The 22,081-nt window shown below is 36.6% G+C and carries 19 protein-coding genes; 10 read left to right on the forward strand and 9 right to left on the reverse strand.

Annotated features, from left to right (window positions below):
* The 6 genes from FN817_RS16035 to FN817_RS16060 form a co-directional block, all read right to left on the reverse strand.
* Positions 1-885, reverse strand: a complete 885-nt coding sequence (locus FN817_RS16035) for a bifunctional 5,10-methylenetetrahydrofolate dehydrogenase/5,10-methenyltetrahydrofolate cyclohydrolase (RefSeq protein WP_142718824.1) — start codon at positions 883-885, stop codon at positions 1-3.
* Positions 886-932: 47 nt separating this feature from the next.
* Entirely contained in the window at positions 933-2,573 is a 1,641-nt protein-coding gene (pgi, locus tag FN817_RS16040) for a glucose-6-phosphate isomerase (RefSeq protein WP_142718825.1), read from the reverse strand.
* A 194-nt stretch (positions 2,574-2,767) separates the two neighbouring features.
* Positions 2,768-3,373, reverse strand: a complete 606-nt coding sequence (locus FN817_RS16045; protein WP_142718826.1) for a hypothetical protein — start codon at positions 3,371-3,373, stop codon at positions 2,768-2,770.
* A complete protein-coding gene (locus FN817_RS16050) occupies positions 3,363-3,872 on the reverse strand; it encodes an RNA polymerase sigma factor (RefSeq protein ID WP_142718827.1) in 510 nt (169 codons plus the stop codon). Before FN817_RS16050 ends, FN817_RS16045 begins: the two co-directional genes overlap by 11 nt.
* A 24-nt stretch (positions 3,873-3,896) precedes the next feature.
* The gene (locus FN817_RS16055; RefSeq protein WP_142718828.1) at positions 3,897-4,775 is read right to left on the reverse strand and encodes a TraB/GumN family protein; all 879 of its coding nucleotides are present in this window, start codon (positions 4,773-4,775) and stop codon (positions 3,897-3,899) included.
* Between the two features lie 156 nt (positions 4,776-4,931).
* Complete coding sequence (locus tag FN817_RS16060) at positions 4,932-5,843, reverse strand: DUF4349 domain-containing protein (RefSeq protein WP_142718829.1); 912 nt, start codon at positions 5,841-5,843, stop codon at positions 4,932-4,934.
* Between the two features lie 208 nt (positions 5,844-6,051).
* Here FN817_RS16060 and FN817_RS16065 point away from each other — a divergent pair, with 208 nt between their 5' ends.
* Positions 6,052-7,410 (forward strand): acyl-CoA dehydrogenase family protein, encoded by a 1,359-nt coding sequence (locus FN817_RS16065; protein WP_142718830.1) that lies wholly within the window; start codon positions 6,052-6,054, stop codon positions 7,408-7,410.
* Between the two features lie 58 nt (positions 7,411-7,468).
* Here the strand turns inward: FN817_RS16065 and FN817_RS16070 are convergent, their stop codons facing one another.
* Entirely contained in the window at positions 7,469-7,846 is a 378-nt protein-coding gene (locus FN817_RS16070; RefSeq protein WP_047424651.1) for a DoxX family protein, read from the reverse strand.
* Between the two features lie 152 nt (positions 7,847-7,998).
* Between FN817_RS16070 and FN817_RS16075 the strand changes: the two genes are divergently transcribed.
* Complete coding sequence (locus FN817_RS16075; protein WP_142718831.1) at positions 7,999-8,247, forward strand: bacteriocin-like protein; 249 nt, start codon at positions 7,999-8,001, stop codon at positions 8,245-8,247.
* A gap of 114 nt (positions 8,248-8,361) precedes the next feature.
* Here the strand turns inward: FN817_RS16075 and FN817_RS16080 are convergent, their stop codons facing one another.
* Together FN817_RS16080 and lon are read right to left on the reverse strand one after the other, a co-directional pair.
* Positions 8,362-9,474, reverse strand: a complete 1,113-nt coding sequence (locus FN817_RS16080; RefSeq protein WP_142718832.1) for an AI-2E family transporter — start codon at positions 9,472-9,474, stop codon at positions 8,362-8,364.
* Positions 9,475-9,680: 206 nt separating this feature from the next.
* Positions 9,681-12,086 (reverse strand): endopeptidase La, encoded by a 2,406-nt coding sequence (lon, locus tag FN817_RS16085; protein ID WP_142718833.1) that lies wholly within the window; start codon positions 12,084-12,086, stop codon positions 9,681-9,683.
* Between the two features lie 260 nt (positions 12,087-12,346).
* Here lon and FN817_RS16090 point away from each other — a divergent pair, with 260 nt between their 5' ends.
* The 8 genes from FN817_RS16090 to FN817_RS16125 all read left to right on the forward strand — a co-directional run bounded on the left by FN817_RS16090 (position 12,347) and on the right by FN817_RS16125 (position 22,046).
* On the forward strand, positions 12,347-14,500 hold the full coding sequence (locus tag FN817_RS16090) for a peptidylprolyl isomerase (RefSeq protein WP_142718834.1): 2,154 nt from the start codon (positions 12,347-12,349) through the stop codon (positions 14,498-14,500).
* A 129-nt stretch (positions 14,501-14,629) separates the two neighbouring features.
* On the forward strand, positions 14,630-15,580 hold the full coding sequence (locus tag FN817_RS16095; protein WP_142718835.1) for an MlaD family protein: 951 nt from the start codon (positions 14,630-14,632) through the stop codon (positions 15,578-15,580).
* Between the two features lie 8 nt (positions 15,581-15,588).
* Entirely contained in the window at positions 15,589-16,926 is a 1,338-nt protein-coding gene (locus FN817_RS16100; protein ID WP_142718836.1) for a (Fe-S)-binding protein, read from the forward strand.
* Between the two features lie 88 nt (positions 16,927-17,014).
* Positions 17,015-17,800 (forward strand): (Fe-S)-binding protein, encoded by a 786-nt coding sequence (locus FN817_RS16105; protein ID WP_047377320.1) that lies wholly within the window; start codon positions 17,015-17,017, stop codon positions 17,798-17,800.
* A gap of 20 nt (positions 17,801-17,820) precedes the next feature.
* Positions 17,821-18,957, forward strand: a complete 1,137-nt coding sequence (locus FN817_RS16110) for a hypothetical protein (protein ID WP_142718837.1) — start codon at positions 17,821-17,823, stop codon at positions 18,955-18,957.
* A 110-nt stretch (positions 18,958-19,067) separates the two neighbouring features.
* Complete coding sequence (locus FN817_RS16115) at positions 19,068-19,556, forward strand: hypothetical protein (RefSeq protein WP_142718838.1); 489 nt, start codon at positions 19,068-19,070, stop codon at positions 19,554-19,556.
* A gap of 97 nt (positions 19,557-19,653) precedes the next feature.
* Positions 19,654-20,787 carry a glycosyltransferase gene (locus FN817_RS16120; protein WP_142718839.1) on the forward strand — a complete coding sequence of 378 codons (1,134 nt, stop codon included), beginning with the start codon at positions 19,654-19,656 and terminating at the stop codon, positions 20,785-20,787.
* A gap of 5 nt (positions 20,788-20,792) precedes the next feature.
* Complete coding sequence (locus tag FN817_RS16125; protein ID WP_142718840.1) at positions 20,793-22,046, forward strand: MATE family efflux transporter; 1,254 nt, start codon at positions 20,793-20,795, stop codon at positions 22,044-22,046.
* The last annotated feature ends 35 nt before the right edge of the window (positions 22,047-22,081 follow it).

The raw sequence follows: 22,081 nt of genomic DNA on the forward strand, positions 1-22,081 counted from the left end.
TTAGTCGTTATAGACCGAAGTTTTGTAAGCAATGATGGTGTTTTTCATCAACATCGCTCTTGTCATTGGGCCTACTCCTCCAGGTACCGGAGTAATCCAGCTTGCTTTAGCCGCACAGCTGTCAAAATCTACGTCACCTGCAAGGTAATATCCTTTTGGAGAGTCATTATCTACTCTTGTAATACCCACGTCAACAATTACAGCTCCTTCTTTGATCATATCTCCTTTTAAGAAGTGTGGATCTCCCAAAGCCGTAATTACAATGTCTGCTTTTTTCGTATATTCTTCAATGTCTTTCGTATAAGAGTGTGTAAGGGTAACGGTAGAGTTTCCAGGGAAATCTTTTCTTCCCATCAGGATACTCATAGGTCTTCCTACAATTTTACTTCTTCCGATAATTACACAGTCTTTTCCTTTGGTTTCAATATTATATCTTTCCAGTAATGTTAAAATACCGAAAGGAGTAGCAGGTAAGAAAGTATCCATTTCAAGCGCCATTTTTCCGAAGTTTTCAGGATGGAAACCATCCACGTCTTTTCTTGGATCAATTGCGTTGATGATCTTTTCCTGATCTATCTGGTCCGGTAAAGGCAACTGAACGATAAATCCGTCAACTGCTTTAGATTTATTAAGCTCGTCAATTTTTTCCAATAGTTCAGATTCCGAAACTGTACTTGGAAATTTGATTAAGCTGGATTGAAATCCTACTTCCTCACAATCTTTTACTTTAGAGTTTACATAGGCTTTGCTTGCTCCATTGTTTCCTACAAGAATAGCCACCAAGTGAGGTGCTCTTCTTTTGCTTGCGAGAATCTTTTCTACTTCAACCTTGATCTCTGCTTTAATTTCCTTGGATACTTTAAGTCCATCAAGAATTTCTGCCATTTTTACTTTTTTACTTTATAGATTTACTTTTACTTTCTTTTTACTTACTATTTGTTTTCCTTATAGTAATTAATCAATCCGTTAGTGGAGCTGTCATGAGAGTTTATTGCCTCATTGTTTTCAAGCTCAGGAAGGATTTTGTTGGCCAATACTTTTCCTAATTCCACTCCAAACTGGTCAAAGCTGAAAATATTCCAGATAACTCCCTGAACGAAAATCTTGTGTTCATATAAAGCAATCAGCTGACCTAATGAAAAAGGAGTTAATTCTTTGAATAATATAGAGTTAGTGGGTGTATTTCCATGGAAGACTTTGAAATTGATCAGTCTGTCTATTTCTTCATCAGACTTTCCTGCGTTTCTAAGTTCCTCTTCAACTTCTTCTTCCAGTTTCCCGAAAGCTAGTGCTTCAGTCTGAGCGAAAAAGTTAGCTAATAATTTATCCTGATGATCAGAAACTTTATTCGGACTTTTTGTATAGGCAATAAAGTCTGCCGGAATCAACTCTGTACCTTGGTGGATCAATTGATAGAATGCGTGCTGGCCGTTTGTACCTGGTTCTCCCCAGATGATAGGTCCCGTTTCATATTCTACAAATTCACCGTTTCTGTCTACACATTTTCCGTTGCTTTCCATATCTCCCTGTTGAAGATACGCTGCGAATCTGTCCAGGTATTGAGAATAAGGTAAGATGGCATACGTTGTTGCAGCATAGAAATTACGATACCAGATTCCCAGAAGTCCCATTAATACGGGAACGTTTTCAGAGAAATCGGCAGTCTGGAAGTGCTGGTCAGTATCAAAAGCACCTTTTAAAAGCTGCTCAAAGTTTTCATATCCTACAGAAAGTACGATGCTTAATCCGATAGCACTCCAAAGAGAATATCTTCCACCTACCCAATCCCAGAACTCAAAAATATTTTCTTCTGCAATTCCGAACTTCTTAACTTCTTCAATATTAGTAGATAAAGCTACAAAATGCTTTGCTACATCTTCCTGCTTTCCAGCCTTCAGGAACCAGTCCTTTGCTGAGTTTGCATTCGTCATTGTTTCCTGAGTCGTAAAAGTCTTGGAAGCAATGATGAATAAAGTGGTTTCAGGATTTAAGTTTTTCACCACTTCTGCAATATGATTTCCGTCCACATTGGAAACAAAGTGAACATTTAATCTTGTTTTAAAATGCTTTAAAGCTGAACAAACCATTACAGGACCCAAGTCTGATCCACCGATCCCGATGTTTACTACATCTGTGATCTCTTTTCCATTGAAACCTTTATGTTCTCCTGAAATGATTTTCTCAGAAAAAGATTTCATATGATCAAGAACCCTTTTGATCTGTGGTTTGATATTTTCGCCATCCACAAGAATTTCGCGGTCTGAAAAATCTCTTAATGCTGTATGCAGCACAGCTCTTCCTTCTGTTTCATTGATTTTATCACCGGAGAACATTCTGGAAATGGCATCCTTTAGCTGGCTTTCTTCAGCCAGTTGTAATAAAAGATCCTTCGTTCTTGAATCAATTAAATTTTTAGAATAATCAAAAAGATAGTTGTCCTTTTGCAGGGAAAACTCATTAAAACGGTTCGGATTATATTGGAAAAGAGTTCTAAGATCAAAGTCATTTCCACCGAAGTGTTCATCAAGTGCTTTCCAGCTGTTAGTTTGTGTTGGATTTATTTTTGATAGCATATTACAGAATTTTTATCGTTCAGAAGGTCATATAGCGGATGAAATCCATAATGATTTATTTCTGATCTGCAAATTTACGGAAAAATAAAACCTCAGATAAATTTGAAGATGATAAATAACGATTTTTTAAAAAACAAAACCTCAGACAAGGTCCGAGGTTGTAGTAAAATCTTTTGTAATAGGTTTTTAGAATGTTATTCTTCCATTTCATTCAGGATCTTTTCCAATTGTTTGGCGCTAGGTCCGTAAAAATATTTTGTCCATAAAATAATACTTGCTACAACAGAAAGAACACCTATCAATACTAATAAAATAAGAGATATTTGATGTTTATGGCTAATATCCGCCAACGATTCACCTTTTTTTTCCAAAAGATTATATGCTACTAAACCTAATGTTATTAGAAAATGGGGAAGTAACAAAAATCCAAATGACTGGTATCTTTCCATATTTAATTTGAGTTCGTGGTAGATCTTCCAAAGACTATTTCTTGTGTTTCCTGTGTAAAGCTCCGTCTGTTTGTAAAATTGATAAAATCCGAATAAATAATAACAGGATACGACTACCAATAAAGCATAAGATATATAATAAATGGTATACTGTGAAGACGGAAATTGGAATAGCATCGGGAAGAAACCAATAAGGATGATGGAAAGAACCTGTGCAGGAAATTCCTTCTTCATACTCTTTTGAATCTTTTCTATAGGATGCTTACTTTCTTTTAATTGTTCTATGGTATCAGGAATATGGACATCACTGTCTTCTTTATTCCATTGTTCTTTTAATTGATCAAAATTCATAGCCTGATTTTTTTATGATTTGCTGTATTTTTTCTTTTGTTCTGTTGAGTTTTACGCGGGCATTGCCTTCGCTGAGCCCCAAATTGTTTCCGATTTCTTTATGTGACATTCCTTCCATGAAATAAAATATGACGGCTTTTTCTAAGGAATTTAATTCCTGAACAGCGCTGTAGAAAATTTCCAGCTGCCTGTCCTTTGTGGGATTGTAATCCTCCTGCAGTATTTCAAAATGATGAGGAGTATCTGTATGGTTATTGGATCTCTGCTTTTCCTTTTTTAAATAGGTGATGGCAGTATTAATGGCAACCCGATACATCCAGGTTGAGAACTCACTGTTCCCTTTGAAATTCTGATAAGACTTCCAAAGCTGGATAAGGATTTCCTGCTGCAGATCTTCCCGGTCTTCTACAGAATCTGCATAGATCCGCGAGGCTTTGTATAAGATACCTTTATGCTGGTTGACAAGCTTTAAAAAGGCAGTTTCGGTTGGATTACTCACAATAATTTCATGGCTAGGTTATTGTTATAAACTCGTCACAGGTTTTACCGTATAGCCTTGTGACCGAAGAAGAGTGATAATGCCGTTTTCACCCATAAGATGAGAGCCACCTACTGCAAATAAAGAACTTTCCTTTTTCATCATTTCCGGCATTATTTTTACCCAGTTTTGATTTCTGTTGGTCAGCATTGCCTTTTCCTGTCGGGTATTCATAAATCTTTTATCTTTAAAAAGGCTGTAAAGGGATTGTACATTTTCATTTTTGAAAGCTTCAATCATCTGTCTGAAGAGTATTTCATATTCCTTACCCATTTTTAGTTGAGCAATAGTGCTTTTCATATCATAGGCTTCGCTAATAGCTTTCATCTGATCATCTACTTTTTCCAGTCCTTTGATGCTTTTTTTATCCTTTATGGCTTTCTTAAGAAGTTCCATTTCGTAAAGCTTTACTTCGGTCTGAGGACAAGGAACAGCCTTGGTAGAAAGCAGTGCATAGAGTGTCTGAGGATTTGAAGAATCTACACTTTTCAGATCCGTTCCGTAATTGGCGAGAATACTATTCAGTTCCTTGGCTTCTTCCCGAGAAAGCTGATCAGAAATTTTTTTATCAGTCTTTTGATACATTTTTTGTAGTGACATCATTTCAGCAGGATCTGTATAATTGATTTCCATAACAAAGTTGTCAGATTTCTCGAGAGCTTTTAATACCTTAGGTTTTATTTCAAAATCTTTAGTGCATAAGATATGAAATGTTCCTGTAATATATGAAGGCTTGGAAAGACCATTTCCGGAAACCTCCCAAAGCAGGCTGTTGTCTTTACTGGTGATATTGCTTTGTGCTTTTGATGTCATAGAACCCAATGATAATAACGCTGCGAATCCAAGTTTTACTAAATTTTTCATAATATTAATTTTTTTGATTTTCTGTTCTTTTAAACAGTAGGTAAAGCAGGTATTAAAATCGTTACAGTTTTTTTCAAAAAAAATAAAAACCTCCTGAAAACAGGAGGCTGTAAAATCTAAAATTATGATGATAACCAATTGGTTAATAGAGTTTTTTTATTGCTGGATTTTCGGTTGTTCAGGTTTTGAAACTTTTCTTTTTCTTAGGAAATAAATCAGAGCAGCTGCAATTAATAGGATTGGCCAGATATTGATAAGGGCAACGATAATTCTTTGGATCAGATAAAAACCATAAACAAAACCATCTTTCGCATCATAGATAAAATTGTATTTATATTTATTATCAATGCTTGTGGTATTGGCTACGGCAATTTCAGCGATACGCAATTGAGGTTCTTTGATGTAAATATCAATGGTGCTGTATTTCAGGTCGTCTGTCATATTCATACTTGCCAGCTTTTGAAGGTTTCCTTCAGACATATTCTCATCATCCAGCGTTACTTTATCTTTATTTGTCTTTAATTTGTTGATGTTCTCCGAAGTCTTTTGATTTCTTTTTCCTTCCAGTTCAGAATACTTGATGTTGGCCGTCACATCTTCCGCATTGATGGATCTTGAATTAAGAAATAATTTGTTTGAGTTGATTGCTGTTAAAAGTTCACCCAGCTTTTCAGTAGGAATACGCACCTGCATTCTATTCTCCGACTGATATTTTTTAACCAGCATCGCTTCTTCATTGGAAGTGTTGTAAGTATCTTCAGAAATTACATTGCTTTGAAGATTACTGTTGGTAACAAAACCTCCAAGTTCCTGAACCGATTTTTCAATAGCGATGGTTGCATTATACACATCTTTTACTTCCATGCTGACATCCGCGGTCTTGATGAACTGTTTGTCCTTTACCTTCATATCGGCAACAGATGAAATACTGTCTGAAATAATAGCAGAAGTTGAATCTGTTGTAGCGTAGGCATTAAGATCAGTTTCAGCAACTTCACCTTTTTTACATGAATAAATTCCTAATAAAAGTACAGCAGATAGAGATAATTTAATGTAAGTCGTTTTCATAGCGTTGATTTTTGTTGTTTTCCTTGAGTCAAAGTTCTGGCAGGATCTTTTGTAACACTTGAAAATCAAAAGTAAAAAACTTGTAAACGGAATATTCGTTTTTAATTGATTGAAAATAAGTACTTTGTAAAATGAAGCAGGGTTCCGGTGTTTGCTTTCGGAGCAATTTTTGCTTATCTTTTACAAACCAAAACTACAATCTATCACTATGTCAAATACCTTTTCCAAAATCAGAAACGCAATAGGACTATTCACATCCATAGATTTTGATCAGCTGAGTGCCATTTCTCAAAAAGTGGATCTTCCCAAACTGATGCATAATTTCTCAAAACTTGATGATAAACAGCTTTCCGGGCTTATGAAAATGCTGGATCCGGAAAAGAAAAAGAAAGAACTTCCACCTATTGACGGAGATTTCTATGATATCTACCATACCCTTACTCCCGAACAGCGTGAAATTCAGCTTAAAGTAAGAGCTTTCATGGAAAAAGAAGTAAAACCTCTGGTGAATCATTACTGGCTCAGAGACGAATTTCCATTTGAACTGATTCCAAAATTCCAAAAACTGGATATCTGCGGTGTTACTTACGAAGGTTATGGCTGTCCGGGAATGCCTTTCCTGATGGAAGGAGTCATTGCGATGGAAATGGCAAGGGTGGATGCTTCCATAGCAACATTTTTTGGAGTACAATCCGGGCTGGCAATGGGTTCTATTTATATCTGCGGGTCTGAAGAACAGAAGCAAAAATGGCTCCCGCAGATGCAGAAATTTGAAAAAATAGGCGCTTTCGGACTTACAGAGCCGGAAGTGGGTTCCGGAGCAGCAGGCGGTCTCACCGTAACCTGTAAAAAAACACCTGAAGGCTGGGTTCTGAATGGTCAGAAAAAATGGATCGGGAACGCCACTTTTGCTGATATAATTATTATCTGGGCAAGAGATTTGGACAGCGGCGAAGTGAAAGGATTTATTGTTGAAAAAGATAATCCCGGATTTTCTGTAGAAAAGATCAAAGGAAAAATGGCCTTAAGGATTGTCCAGAACGGACTGATCACATTAAAAGACTGTATTGTAACCGAAGAAAACCGTCTTCAGAATGCCAATTCATTTAAAGATACCGGAAAAGTACTCAGAATGACCAGAGCTGGAGTGGCATGGATGGCCACAGGCTGTGCACGAGGAGCCTATGAAAGTGCTCTGGATTATACAAGAAAAAGAGAACAGTTTGGAAGACCTATTGCTTCATTTCAAATGATTCAGGGGCATCTGGTAGAAATGCTGTCTAATCTTACTGCGATGCAAACGATGGTGTTCCGGCTGTCTGAAATGCAGGATGAAGGAATTTTGAAAGATGAACACGCCTCTTTGGCTAAAGTTTTCTGTACGCTCAGAACCAGAGATATTGTTTCCAGAGCAAGAGAGGTAATGGGAGGCAACGGAATTTTGCTGGAGTACGATGTAGCCAGATTTGTTGCCGATGCAGAAGCTATTTATTCTTATGAAGGAACGAAAGAAATCAATTCATTGATTGTAGGACGTTCCATTACAGGTTTCAGTGCTTTTGTATAGAGCAGAAAGCAGATAATAGGTTGTAGGCAATACGACCTGCAACCTATTACCTGCAACCTTATGAAACTAAGTGTTTATATTTTTCCCTGTTGTCAAGAATCATCCAAAGGTTGATCAGGAACATCACCCCGGCAATACCCATTCCCATTGGAGATTTGTCTAAAGTGAAAACATGGGCAACAATTCCTACCATCACGGGTAAAATAACAATAGCTCCCAGCGCTCTCGTTTTTGGGAAAATAAACAGTAATCCGCCAATGACTTCTACGATACCTACTAATGGCATCAGCCAGCTGATTTCTCCGAAAGCAGAGAAGAGTTTCATTTGCTCAGGAGTAGGTTTCTCCATAGGCATATAGTTAAAAAACTTGTTTAATCCGGCATTAATAAACATAAGACCGAACAGTAAGCATAAAATGAATTTTATTATTTTCATAATTGATGATTTGATATCAAATGTAAAATAAAAATATGATATTTTGTTATTTATTTAACATAAAATATTAAATCAATTGTTAATGTACGTTAATTAGTGCTTTTGTGTAATTTTATTGCATATCTTCGAAAAGCAAATCAAAACTATAAATCATGCTAAAAAATCTAAAAAAATTAAACCGTACGGATTTAAGAGAAATCCAAGGGGGAGGAGGAGTTGGAAAATGTGATATAGGACCGATAGGATGTCCATGTAAAATTCCACCTGGTGATCCTTGTTTAGGTGGTCCCGGCGGAGAACCCGGAGGTCCGACCTATGGATACTGCCCGGACAGTCAATCTTATATCCTATGTACAGAAACTTGTCCAAATGGAATGAGTCCTTTGTGTCCTCTTCCATAACAATAAAAAAGACTGTCTTGAAAAAGGCAGTCTTTTTGTTTAAATTTAAAAGCTCAAGTCTTTAAAATAATATTATTTATTACTCATTACATATTGCTCATTAATAAATAATGATCAGTCCATTTCCTTCAGCGTAATATTCTTAGAAATCTTATAACTTTTCTTCTTTTTATCAGGTCGCTGTTCTTCCCCAAGCAATCTTCCCCAAGGTTTAAGGTCATCTACTCTTTCACAAATAATCTTAATAATAGCAATCGCCGGAATACACAGGAACATTCCTGCAATTCCCCAAAGATGCTCTCCCAACAGAATACCAATAAAGGAAAATAAAGCATTGATTTTTACTTTGGAGCCCACCACAAATGGCAGAACAATATTTCCGTCTACAGCATGAATGGCAATATATCCCAAAGCAACATAAATACACGTTGAAGGGGTAGAAGTTGCAAAAGCTATAAAGCAGGAGATTAAAAGTGAAATAAAAATTCCAAGATAGGGAATAACGTTTAATAACCCGGTAAGAACTCCTAAGAGAATGGCATATTTTACCCCAAGAACCGTAAGGAGAATGGATGTTAAAACAGAAACGATTATTACCTGAAGAAAAAGCCCGAAGATATACTTCTTAGTCATGATGCGGATCTCATTTACAGCTTCCTGTACGCTCGCTTTATGTCTTTCGTTGAAAACGGTAACGATAAAATTATTTAAAAGTCTTCTGTAATTTAAAATAAAGATAAAAAACAGAGTGAAAAATATAATAAAACCGAATCCTGTTGAAAATATTCCAAAGGTAAATCCTAAAATTACTCCCGAAGAAGATAGCAGTTTAGTTAATCCCTGGTTAATATAATCCACCTGTTCATCCACTTTCACATTAAATGTTTTGGAAACCCAGTGCTGAAGGCTATTGAAAACAGTGGTAAACTGTTCTTTGAGGTGCGGAAGATCTTTGCTGAAATCAGACAGCTGATTGGTGAAAAAATAAATAATACCGCCTAGAATCATCAGCATAATAAATACTGAGGTCATGGTAGACATGGATCTCGGAAATCTTAACTTTTTTTCCATAAAGGTGGCTGCCGGTAAAAATAGCATAGCCATAAGGAATGCAAGAAAAAACGGAGCTAAAATACTCTGTCCTAACGCCAGAAGGTAGCCAAGGCCAATGATAGAAATGACCACGAGCGTAAGCTTGACAAGGAAAGGAAGTCTAAGAAAATTCATAATCTAAAAATCTGCAGTGTGGAATAAAAATAAGAAAACCCGCCTGAATTGAAAAATTTTTTATTCAATCCTTCAGGATTTTCTTCTATTGTATCAAATTTTATTCCATGCAACGGCGAAAAGAATGTTTTGTTTATAAAACAGAAACACGCTCTGATACTCAGAACGTGTTTTCTTATTGAGAAGTTAATATGTTACAAATTGTTTTATTCTTCAATGGCGATGTCAATGACTTCCTCCATTCTGCTGACGTAATGTACTTTCAGATCTTTTAAATAGTCTTTTTTGATCTCTTCAACATCTTTTCTGTTAGCTTCACAAAGGATAACATCTTTAATTCCTGCTCTTGTAGCAGCAAGAAGTTTTTCTTTGATTCCTCCTACAGGAAGTACTTTTCCTCTTAAAGTAATTTCTCCGGTCATTGCAAGATGAGGTTTTATCTTCTTGTTTTTAAAGGAAGAAACCATAGATGTAAGCATTGCAATACCTGCAGACGGCCCATCTTTAGGCGTTGCTCCTTCAGGAACGTGTACGTGGATATTTTTCTTGTCCAGTTCCTCCTGAGGAATTCCCAGTTCGTCATGCTTAGCTTTAATATATTCCAGGGCAATAGTTGCGGATTCTTTCATTACTGTACCAAGGTTTCCGGTCATTGTTAATGCCCCTTTACCATTGCTTAAAATACTTTCAATATAAAGAATATCTCCGCCTACGCTTGTCCAGGCAAGACCTGTTACAACTCCTGGAACTCCGGTAATTTCTGATAAGCTTTTCGGCCTTGGAACCCCAAGGATTTCATCTACTTTAGCAACAGAAATTTTTGGATCATATTCTTTTACCAAAGCAGTCTGAAGGGCCACCCATCTTCCAATGGCAGCAATTCTTTTCTCCAGACTTCTTACACCGCTTTCCGAAGTGTGGGCTTCTATAATATGCTTGAGCTCTGCATTTCCAAGTTTGAATGACTTTGCATCCAGACCATTTTCCTCCTGCTGTTTCTTGATTAAGTGTCTTTTCGCAATCTCAATCTTTTCCTCCAAAGTATAACCGGCAATCTGAATGATCTCCGTTCTGTCTAAAAGAGGAGTCTGTATCGTTGAAAGAGAATTCGCTGTAGCAATAAACATTACTTTTGACAGGTCATAACCCATCTCAAGGAAATTGTCATAGAAAGACTTATTTTGTTCAGGATCAAGAACCTCTAATAGTGCTGAGCTTGGATCCCCATGAAGTCCCTGTCCGATTTTATCAATCTCATCAAGGACAATTACCGGGTTTGAAGTACCGGATTTCTTGATCGACTGTAAAATTCTTCCCGCCATAGCACCGATATAGGTTTTTCTATGTCCGCGGATTTCACTTTCGTCATGAAGACCACCTAAAGATAATCTCACATATTTTCTTCCTAAAGCATCTGCAATAGATTTTCCTAAAGAGGTTTTACCAACTCCCGGAGGTCCTACCAGTAATAAAATAGGAGACTTCATGTTGTTTTTTAATTTTAAAACAGCCATGTGTTCCAAAATTCTTTTCTTGATGTCTTCCAGCCCAAAGTGAGCCTTGTCAAGCACTTTTTCTGCTTTTGCAATATCAAAAATATCTTTTGTATACGTTTCCCAGGGAAGGTCTGTAAAGAAATCCAGATAGTTTCTCTGTACATTATAGTCGGGAGAATTAGGATTCTGGCGTTGTAATCTGCCGATTTCCTTTTGAAAATGTTCCTCTACTTCTTTACTCCATTTTTTGGTTTTAGCCTTCGCAATCAGATCTTCCACATCACTTTCAGGTCCTCCGCCCAATTCTTCCTGGATGGTTCTGATCTGTTGATTCAGAAAATATTCTCTCTGCTGCTTGTCAAGATCCTTTGAAGTTTTCTGATGGATCTGGCTTCTCAGTTCCAGTTTTCTGAAATCTTCATGCATCATTTCATAGCATTGATTAGCTCTTATCATCAGGTTTTTCTCTTCAAGAAGCTTTTGTTTTGCTATTGAAGAAAAATTGGCATTGGTGCAGATGAAATTAAGAAGGTCATCATTATTATTGATGTTTTTGATTGCAAAATTGGCTGCATTAGGAATATTCGGGTCCAGTTCAATGATCTTTAAAGCAAGATCCTTGATATTCTCAAGCAAAGCTTCATATTCCTCCTGATTTTTAGGACGTGTATCTTTTAATTTTGATATTTCTGCCCTGAAATAAGGCTGATTTTCAACAATCTTTTTAATCTTGAATCGATGGAAGCCTTTCGTGATCGCCGTAATATTTCCTTCCGGAAGCTTAATGATCTTAATGATCTTTGCTAAGGTACCGGTTGTATAAATATCTTTTTCGGCAGGCTGTTCCATATCCGAATTTTTCTGGCTTACAATTCCAATGAAATCTCCGTTCTTCTGTGCTTCCTCAAGAAGCTGTATAGAGGTTTTTCTCCCTGCAGTAATAGGAATTACCACATTGGGGAACATCACCATATTTCTTACGGGAAGTATAGGGAATATTTTCTGTTCGGAATTTTTATCAGTCTCAGCGAAGTCGGAAAGATTGATTTCTTCAGTTACGATATCAAATCCGTCACTGATCATTTCTTCTAAACTAATATCTTCAAATTCTATCATAGTCAATCGAATGACAAATTGTCATTTTCGTTTTTTATCGTTAAAGGGATTTTTTATAATATGCTCTGAAAACGTGCGGCATATTATAATATTCTAAAAATGCACAATACTTATGCCATTTGTTTTTTACTTAAAAATACGGTCAAAATTTCCTTTTTTAGATAATCTTTGCATTAAAAATCAAAATAAAGCAGTTCTGTTTCTGTAATTTCTTAAAAATGTGTATTTTCGCAAACTGATAAAAAACTATAATTTATAAAATGGCAATTTTAGGACAGATTAGGAGTAAGCCTTGGCTTTTAATGGGAGTAATAGCCTTAGCGCTTTTGGCGTTCTTGGTGAACCCGGATAGTATCGATAAGGTTTTTGGTAAAAATCCTGACGTTTTAGGAAAAGTAAATGGTGAGAAAATCACCCGCGAAGAGTTCAATGATCAGCTTTTCGTGTTGCAGCAGCAGGCTGAGCAGCAAGGTCGCCCGAAAAGTGGTCTTGAAGAGCAGGCTTGGCAGTTACTTGTACAATCTAAACTTATCAAACAACAATTTGAGAAACTAGGCTTTGAAATGACTGATGATTATTTCTGGAACCAAATCCAGTACGATCAGATGTTTGCCCAGAATCAACAGTTCTTTGATGAGAAAGGTAATTTTAAAACTCAAGAGCTTAAAAAAGAAATTGAAACATTAAAAAACACCAATCCTGAAGGATATAATCAATGGTTGAAAACTAGAAAGACGATTGAGTACAGACTAATGGCAAGACAGGTGTTTACCAATATTTCAGCAGGTATCACTACCGGTAAGAAAGAAGCAGAAGAATTGATGAAGCAGAGAGATCAGCTTGCAGATATCGACTTTGTGAAAGTGGATTATGCAGCATATCTTCAGAAAACAAAAATCAATGTTACAACACAGGATCTGGCAGATTACATCCAGAAGCACCCTGTAATGTTCAAAGCTGAACCAAGCAGAAATATCGGTGTTGTATACTTCCCATCAAAACCTAGTGCAGCAGATGATGCAGCAACCCTGAAAGAAATTACAAAATTATATTCAGGAGGTACAGATGCAAGCGGAGGTACAGAAAACTTCCAGAATACGAAAAACGATTCTATGTTTGTAATGGCAAATTCTGATGCGCCATTCAATCCTCAGTATACAAGTCCTGCCCAATTGCCTCCAACGATCAAAGATCAGATCACTACAGCAGCAATAGGTCAGACTTTTGGTCCTTATAAAGAACAAGACGTTTATGTAGTTTCTAAACTTATAGGTAAAAGAGCTTCAGATTCTACTTTATCTAGACATATCCTTATTGCATTCAAAGGAAGTCCTGCGGGTGAAGGAGTAACAAGAACCAAAGAGCAGGCTAAGAAATTAGCAGACTCTATCGGTGCTATTGTAAAAGCAACTCCTGCTAAATTTACAGAATTCCTTAAGCTTTCCAGCGATCCGAATTCTGCAGCACAGGGAGGTAGCTTAGGATGGACAACTCCGGAAACACCTTTCGTACCGGAATTCCTTGCGTATCTTGCAAGCAATCCTAAAGGAGCTACAGGTGTAGTAGAAACACAGTTCGGTTACCATATCATCAATATTGAAGATAAAAAATCAGGATCAATGGGGTATAAAGTTGCCAACCTTGTGAAAGCAATTAAACCTTCAGATGCTACTGAGGCTGAATCAGACAAAAAATCAAGAAAATTCATTCAGCAGGTTCAAGGGAAATCTTTCAACGATTTCGTGAATATTGCTAAAAAAGGAAATTACCAGTTCTCTAATCCAAAAGCAGCAAAAAGGTTTGAAGGTCAGATTCAGGGCTTAGGTACTGAAAAAGATGCTGATATCCTTACTTGGGCTTTCGACAAGAAAAGAACTAAAGGAGATACTGAACTATTTACTGTAGATGGAACAGGTGATAAAATTGTAGTTTATCTGAACGGAAAACAGGATGCAGGTCTTGCTGATCCGGAATCTGTAAGAGATCAGATTGAAACTATCGTTAAAAATAAACTGGCTGCAAAACAAATTTCTGATAAAATTACAGCAGCAAAAGCTTCCAGCTTAGATCAGGTAGCTAAATTATTTGCAGCTCCAAAACAGTCTGCTCAGGTAAATCTATTGAACCCTTCAGTAGCGGGTGCTATGGAGCCTAAAGTTGCCGGTGCAGCATTCGGTGTTGCAAAAGGTAAGCTTTCTAACCCGGTTGAAGGTGGAACAGGAGTTTATGTTTTGATCAAAAAATCAGAAACGATCAACAAACAACCTGGAGATCTTAAGCAGTTCACGGAGTCTCTTACTCAGAGAAGTTCTGGAATGTTCGGACAGGCTTGGATGAAGAGTCTTCAGGACAATGCAGATATTGAAGATTTTAGAATCGAGATCTGGGGTAAGCTGGGAAATCAGCAACAATAAGAAATTTATTTCAATGATATAAAAGGCGGCAAATTTTTTTGTCGCCTTTTTTTGTATTTAACGCAGAACAATATTGGAAAAGATTTATTTAAAATGTGTTATATTTGCTTATTAGAAAAAAATTAGCAAGTGAAGTTCAGTAAAGAATTAAAAGCTGGTGTGATCACACTTCTGGCTATTGTAGGCTTTGTCGTGTTGTTTCAGTTTATGAAAGGGAAAAGCCTTTTTACTACCGACAATATATTTTACGCAAAATATGATAATGTAGAAGGTCTGGCGCAGTCTTCGGCTGTTTCTATCAACGGGTTGAAAGTAGGGCAGGTGGATAAAATTATTCCTCTGACCTCAAAAGACGGTAAAATTAATTTTGTTGTAAAAATTACAGTAGATAACAAATTTGAATTTTCAAAAAATTCATCATTAGAAATCTTTGAACCAGGATTAATGTCCGGCAAAGAGATGAGAGTAAACCTTGCATACGGAGGTCCGACTGCAAAAGACGGTGATACCCTGAAAGGTGCTTTCAAACTGGGAACATTGGGAAGTCTTTCTTCTCAGGTAGGTCCCGTAAAAGATCAGCTGCAGGTGGTTCTACACAGAGTAGACTCTCTGATGGCTAATGCCAATCTGCTTGTGGATGCTCAAAACAGAGCTGAAATAAAAGCTTTATTATCCAATCTTAATAAAACAGTAGGTGCACTACAGACTACAGCAGGAAGTGTAAACAGCCTTGTAGGACACAATGACCCTAAGCTGCAGAAAGTATTGGATGATGCCAGTCTTACGATGCAGAGTGGAAAAGTGACGCTGGATAAATACGGAAATCTGGCTCAGAGCATTGATACTAAACAATTGAATGCAACGATCGCCAACTTGGATGCTACTGTAGGAAAACTGAATCAGGTGATTGGTGGAATAGACAAAGGAGAAGGAAGTTTAGGAAAACTGATGAAAGATGATCAGCTTTACAATAATCTGAACTCAGCATCTTCCAACTTGAATACATTAATTGAAGATATGAAAGCGAACCCGAAAAGATATATCAACTTCTCGGTTTTCGGTAAAAATAATAAAGACTAATACACCGTATGCAGTACATCGATAACATTATTTTCCTGATTTTATTAGTGGCCGGATTTGGTTTGTTTGCCAAAAGCCTTCTAAAAATCTATAGAAATATCAGGTTGGGTCATGAAATCAACAGAAACGACAGAAAAGGAGAACGTTGGGGAACGATGGCTCGTGTAGCAATGGGTCAGAGTAAAATGACGGCTCGTCCTGTTGCGGGAGTTTTGCACCTTTTTGTATATGTCGGTTTTGTGATTATTAATATCGAATTAATAGAAATCGTTGTTGATGGAATATTTGGGACACATCGTTTCTTATCAGGCATTTTAGGACATACATTTTATAATTTCTTTACTGCAACACTAGAAGTTTTAGCACTATTGGTGGTGATTGGGGTTGTTATTTTCTTTATCCGTAGAAATTTTTACGGAGTGAAAAGGTTAACCATGAAAGAACTTTTCGGTTGGCCGAAAAATGATGCAAACTGGATTTTGATCATTGAATTTGCCTTGATGATGGCTTTCTTTATGATGAATGCTTCAGATTTTATTTTACAAGCGAGAGGTGTTTTTCCTGAACATGGAAGCTTCCCGATTAGTGAAATGACATTCGTTCCGTTTTTGGAAATCTTCAATTTTGATAGCGGATTTTTGATGTTCACAGAAAAAGGAGCCTGGTGGTTCCATTTTGTGGGGATTCTTTTCTTCATGAACTATCTTTATTACTCAAAACACCTGCATATTATCCTTGCATTTCCAAGTACATGGTATGCAAATCTTGATAAAAAAGGAAAATTCAATAATCTTGACTCTGTAACCAAGGAGATCAAATTAATGATGGATCCTAACGCAGATCCTTATGCTGCACCAGCTGAAGGAACTGAAGCTGATGTACCGTCTAAATTCGGTGCTGAAGATATCTTTGACCTGAACCAGGTACAGCTGCTTAATGCCTATTCATGTACAGAATGCGGACGTTGTACTTCCGTTTGTCCTGCTAATATTACCGGTAAAAAACTTTCTCCGAGACTGATCCTGATGAAAACCAGAGACAGATTGGAGGAAGTAGGAAGAAATATTGATGCAAACGGAAAATTTGTTGATGACGGTAAAAAACTGCTGAACGATTATATTACAAAAGAAGAACTTTGGGCTTGTACAACATGTAATGCGTGTACAGAAGCTTGTCCGGTATTGCTTGATCCGCTTTCCATTATTTTTGAAATGAGAAGATTTCTGGTGATGGAACAGTCTGCTGCTCCACAGGAACTGAATCTGATGATGACCAATGTGGAAAATAATGCAGCTCCTTGGCAGTACAATCAGGCTGACCGTCTTAACTGGGCATCGGAAAACTAGATAATTAATCGATTTGGAAATTTGAAATTGATCCCATTCTAATCATTTCAAATTTCCAGATTCTCACATTTTCAAATTGAAAAAAGAAATGGATTTCAATATAAAAACAATGGCAGAATATGCTGCCGAAGGAAAAGCCCCGGAAGTTTTATTTTGGGTTGGATGTGCGGGAAGCTTTGATGACCGTGCTAAAAAAATTACAAAAGCATTTTGCAAGATATTAAATAAGATTGGGGTTGAATTTGCAGTTTTAGGACAGGAAGAGAGCTGTACCGGAGATCCTGCAAAAAGAGCAGGAAACGAATTCGTTTTCCAGATGATGGCCCTTACGAATATTGAAGTGCTGAACGCTTACGAAGTAAAGAAAATCGTAACGGCTTGTCCACACTGTTTCAATACCCTGAAAAATGAATATCCAAGCTTAGGCGGGCACTTTGACGTAGTGCACCATACACAGTTCCTTAAAACCTTGATGGAAGAAGGAAGACTGAAAATAGAAGGAGGAGCATTTAAAGGCAAAAAAATCACTTTCCATGATCCTTGTTACCTGGGGCGTGCCAATGATGAATATGAAGCTCCAAGAATGCTGCTTGAGAAACTGGATGCAGAGCTTGTAGAAATGAAACGTTGCAAGACCAATGGACTTTGCTGTGGAGCAGGAGGAGCACAGATGTTTAAAGAGCCTGAAAAAGGAAATAAAGACATCAATATCGAAAGAACAGAAGAGGCCTTATCTTTTGAGCCAAAAGTAATTGCTACAGGATGTCCGTTCTGTAATACCATGATGACAGATGGTGTAAAACACTTTAACAAAAATACCGAAGTTGCCGTAAAAGATATTGTTGAACTTCTTGCTGAAGCAGAAGATTTATAATTGTAATCTTATACAGGTTTATGAAGGTAGAATGGAGAATCTCCTTTTTGTTTATAATTTCGATACTTGCTGCTCTTACATTCTGGAATTACCAGAACAGAGTATATGACTGGGATATGCCGGGGTATTTAGGAAGTATGTACACTTCTGAGTTCCCGAATTCACCGGATAAAGTTCGAATCATCACTTATGATGAAATAAAAAAAGAAGCTCCCGCAGACCATTATACAGATATTATCGGAATAAAGCAGTGGGATATTCCAAGGCAATATTTCGTAAAAAATACACAATCTTTTACAGAACAATTACCCTATTTTCAAATCAAAGTAGGGTATATTCTTGTAATAACCATTTTTTATAAGCTGGGACTTAGCTCTCCAATGGCAGTCCTGTTTACCAGTCTTATTTCTTATTTTTTTTCCGGATTATTATTGTTTTATATTCTGAAACTCCTGTTTCCAAAGAAATACTGGTTGGCAATAGTATTAACGGTTGCCTGCATGCTTTTGCCACCCATGACGTATATGTCCAGAGTTTCCACACCGGATATGTTCATTTTTCAGTTTATCCTGATCTTTATCATTGGGCTGATCAAAAAATGGAGCAAATGGGGGATGTTTGTGCTTCTGTTTGCAATCACTTTTATACGTCCGGACTATATTACATTTACCCTGACTTATATTATGGCTGTTTTCTTCTTTTACTATTTCAGAGAAAAGAAGATTGATATTTCACTTATTGCACAGGGTACGGTACTTTTAGCGATGTATCTGGCGATCATTAAATTTTACCATTATCCAGGCTGGAAAGACGTTTTTTATGATACCTTTATCGACAGAAGACCTATTATTTCGACACATCCCATTGATGTAAGTTTAAAAGACTATCTGAGTATTATTTATATCAAGATTATCTACTTCAAAAAGGTAACGTTGTCTGTAAGTATCATGATCGCAATAGTATTTTGGCGTACCAAAGATGCATGGGTAAGGATGATTTCAGTACTTTTCCTTGTGAACGTGTACATCAAATTCTTTTTCTTTCCGCAGTCGGCAGCATTGAGGTTCTTCTTTCCGTTTATTTTTCCGCTTTTCATTATGATGCTTTATGTGCTGAGTAAAAAATACAATGATCTCAAACTCGAGAAAATTGCGTAATTTTGCTTTAAGATAATAAGGATCTGAAATTTACAATCTCAGAAATATTCTGATCAGGAATAAGAACTGAAAACGATTGCGCAGGTCCTTGAAAAATAAATACTTACATTATGAAAATCGAAGAATCTAATATTGTAGAAACCAACGACTACAGAGTCATTATATATCCGGCTTCAAGACCTTTTGAAACTAAAGAAGCAAAGACAATTACCGAAAAACTATTTGATTTCCTTGCTACATGGGCTGCTCATGGAAAACCGCTTTCTTCTTCATTTAAAATTGAAAAGAATCAGTTTATTGTGGTGTGTGTAGATGAAGAAAAAGAAATGGCTTCAGGATGCAGCATTGATGCTTTAGGGAAGGTAATGAGAGAAATTGATGAAGAATATCAACTGGGGCTTTTCGACAGAATGAAAGCTAGTTTTGTAGAAAATGGTGAAGTGAAAACTTTAAAGCTGATTGATTTTAAATCAAAATTGAGAAACGGAGAACTTTCAGATGATATCCAGGTTTTTGACTTCTCAAAAAACACTTACCTTGACTTTTTGAGCCACTTCCTTCTTCCTTTAGAGAAAAGCTGGGCGGCTTCTGTAAAATAAACGCTATTAAGCTTATACAGCTGAATAATCATAAAGTGAGAACCTGTTTCTCACTTTTTTGTTTTAATGTATCTTTGTATAGATTCGAGTAAGACTAATGCCTAAAGTACTTTTTTTAACGACATCCCACAGCTATAATGATGACCGTATTTTTTATCATCAGGCAAAGGCTCTTAGAGATAATGGGTATGAAGTAAAAATATGCAGTTTATATGCAGCGTACAAAGGAGTTATTGACGGAATTGAAATAGAATCCTACGCCATTCTGGAGGAAAGTATAGAAAAGAAAATGGAAACATTCCGTAAGGTTTGCAATAATTTTCAACCCCAGACTATTATTTGTTCCGAACCTCTTGCTGTAGTGGCTTCAAAGAAATTTGTAAAAAAGTATCATGCAAGCTGTATTTATGATGTTACAGAATGGTATCCTTCTATGTCAATGCTGGGCAGGTATCGGTTTCCGGCTAAAATCTTTCAGGCCGTTAAGTTTTCTCTTATTCAGTGGTATGCAGGGTTTTTAAGCACTCATCTTATTTTCGGAGAAACTACCAAAAAGTTTCCTTTAGCATATTTTTTCTGTTTTAAAAAGCAGATGATTCTTCCTTATTATCCGGATCCTGTTTATATCAGTGAAAATATCAAGAATCTTGAATCTAATGCCATTACTTTATGCTATACAGGCCAGATTTCTAAAGATAAAGGGATTGAAAACTTCTTTAAAGCTATAGATTTTGTCCGTCAAAAGGTTCCAGCCCTTCATATTAAGATTCTGATTATCGGATCAACAGTACAGGAAAGTGATGAACTCTATTTTTCAGCATTATTGAAGAAATATTCTTTTGATAATATTGAGATCAGAAAACCTGCTGCTTTTGAACGGTTTACAGAAGCGTTGGCAGATGCAGACCTATGTTTTGACCTTAGGGAAATCAATTTTGAAAACAATCACTCACTGCCAATAAAATTGTTTTACTTTATGGGAGCGGGAAAACCGGTGATCTATTCAAATTTAAAAGGAATCCGAAAACATATGGGAACGCTTTCATTTGGCAGTTTGATAGATCCACAGAATGCTGAGGCTATTTCAAAAATTATCCTCAATTATGTAAGAAACCCGGAACTGTATCATTTGCATGCTCTTAATGCACGGAATGAATTTGAAAGAAAATATAATTGGCGAACGATAAAAGATTCGTTTGTTGATTTTGTGGAAAAATCTATTGATAAATAATTGCCATGCAGCTTACTATTATTAAAACCTTTGTCTCACGTTTTCTTATTCTGATCCTGAGTTTCGGGCTGGTGATCTATTCTACGAATATGTGGGGAAGCGAAGGAAAGGGAACCATTTCTATTGTGGTTGCCAATGCTGCAGCAGTGAGTTTTTTCAGCAGTATCTTTTCAGGAAGCAGTGCTTCCTATTTTGCTTCAAGATTTAAAATAGAGAAAGTTTTATTATTTGCCTACTTGTGGTCTCTTCTGATGGGGCTTTTGATTCCTTTTCTATTCAGCCTGGCATCTATTCAGAGTGAGTATCTTTTGTATCTTATCGGAATCTCTGTTTTTTCTTCACTGTTGTCCACAAATATTAGTTTATTTATTGGAACACAGGATATTAGAAAGTTTAATATTTATACTGTTTTACAACAGCTGATACACATCATGTTTATCGGAATATTGGTATATTTCTTCGGAAATAAAGATGTTTCAGTATACTTTCTTGCACAGATCGGATGTCTGGCGCTTCTTTTTCTGACCAGCTTTTTTCAGATCATCAAAAAATGCAATATTTCCGAAATATCATTCTGTAAAGATGTTGCCAGAAATATGTTTGAATACGGCTGGAAAACCCAGCTAAGTGCATTTGTCCAGTTTCTGAACTATAGACTTTCATTTTATTTTCTTGAATATTTTGAAGGCATTGCCAGCGTAGGGATCTTTTCTATCGGAGTGACTTTTTCCGAAGCAATATGGACGATTACCCGCAGTATTGCTGTAATTTTATATTCAGATGTGGTGAATAGTAAAAGCAGTGAGGAATCTATAGAAAAAACAAAAGAAGCTTTAAAACTGACATTTATTTTGATGATAGGTTTTGTACTGGGAATTATTATTATCCCGTCACAGGTCTATGAAATGATTTTCGGAGAAGAATTCAGAAATACCAAAGAAATTATGCTTCTCTTATCCCCCGGAATTTTTGCCATTGCTGTGAGTGATATGGTAGGACATTATTTCTCTGGAATGAGGGAGCTGAGAATTCTCAATATAAAATCAATTGTAGGACTGGTTGTTACGATAGTGTTCTCTTTCATTGCAATACCAAGATGGGGAATTTTGGGTGCTTGTCTTGCCACCACATCATCATATTTGGTTTCTGCCTTTCTGCTGTTCCGGAAATTTTATAGTTCTACCACCTTCAGTTTGAAAGATTATATGGTATCAAAAGAAGAAATTCAGCATTTAAAAGAAAAATTTTTGAAGAAATAATTTACTCAGTTCAGGACGGAAAACAAAGTCATTTT

Source organism: Chryseobacterium rhizoplanae, from assembly GCF_900182655.1.
Classification (GTDB): Bacteria; Bacteroidota; Bacteroidia; order Flavobacteriales; family Weeksellaceae; genus Chryseobacterium; species Chryseobacterium rhizoplanae.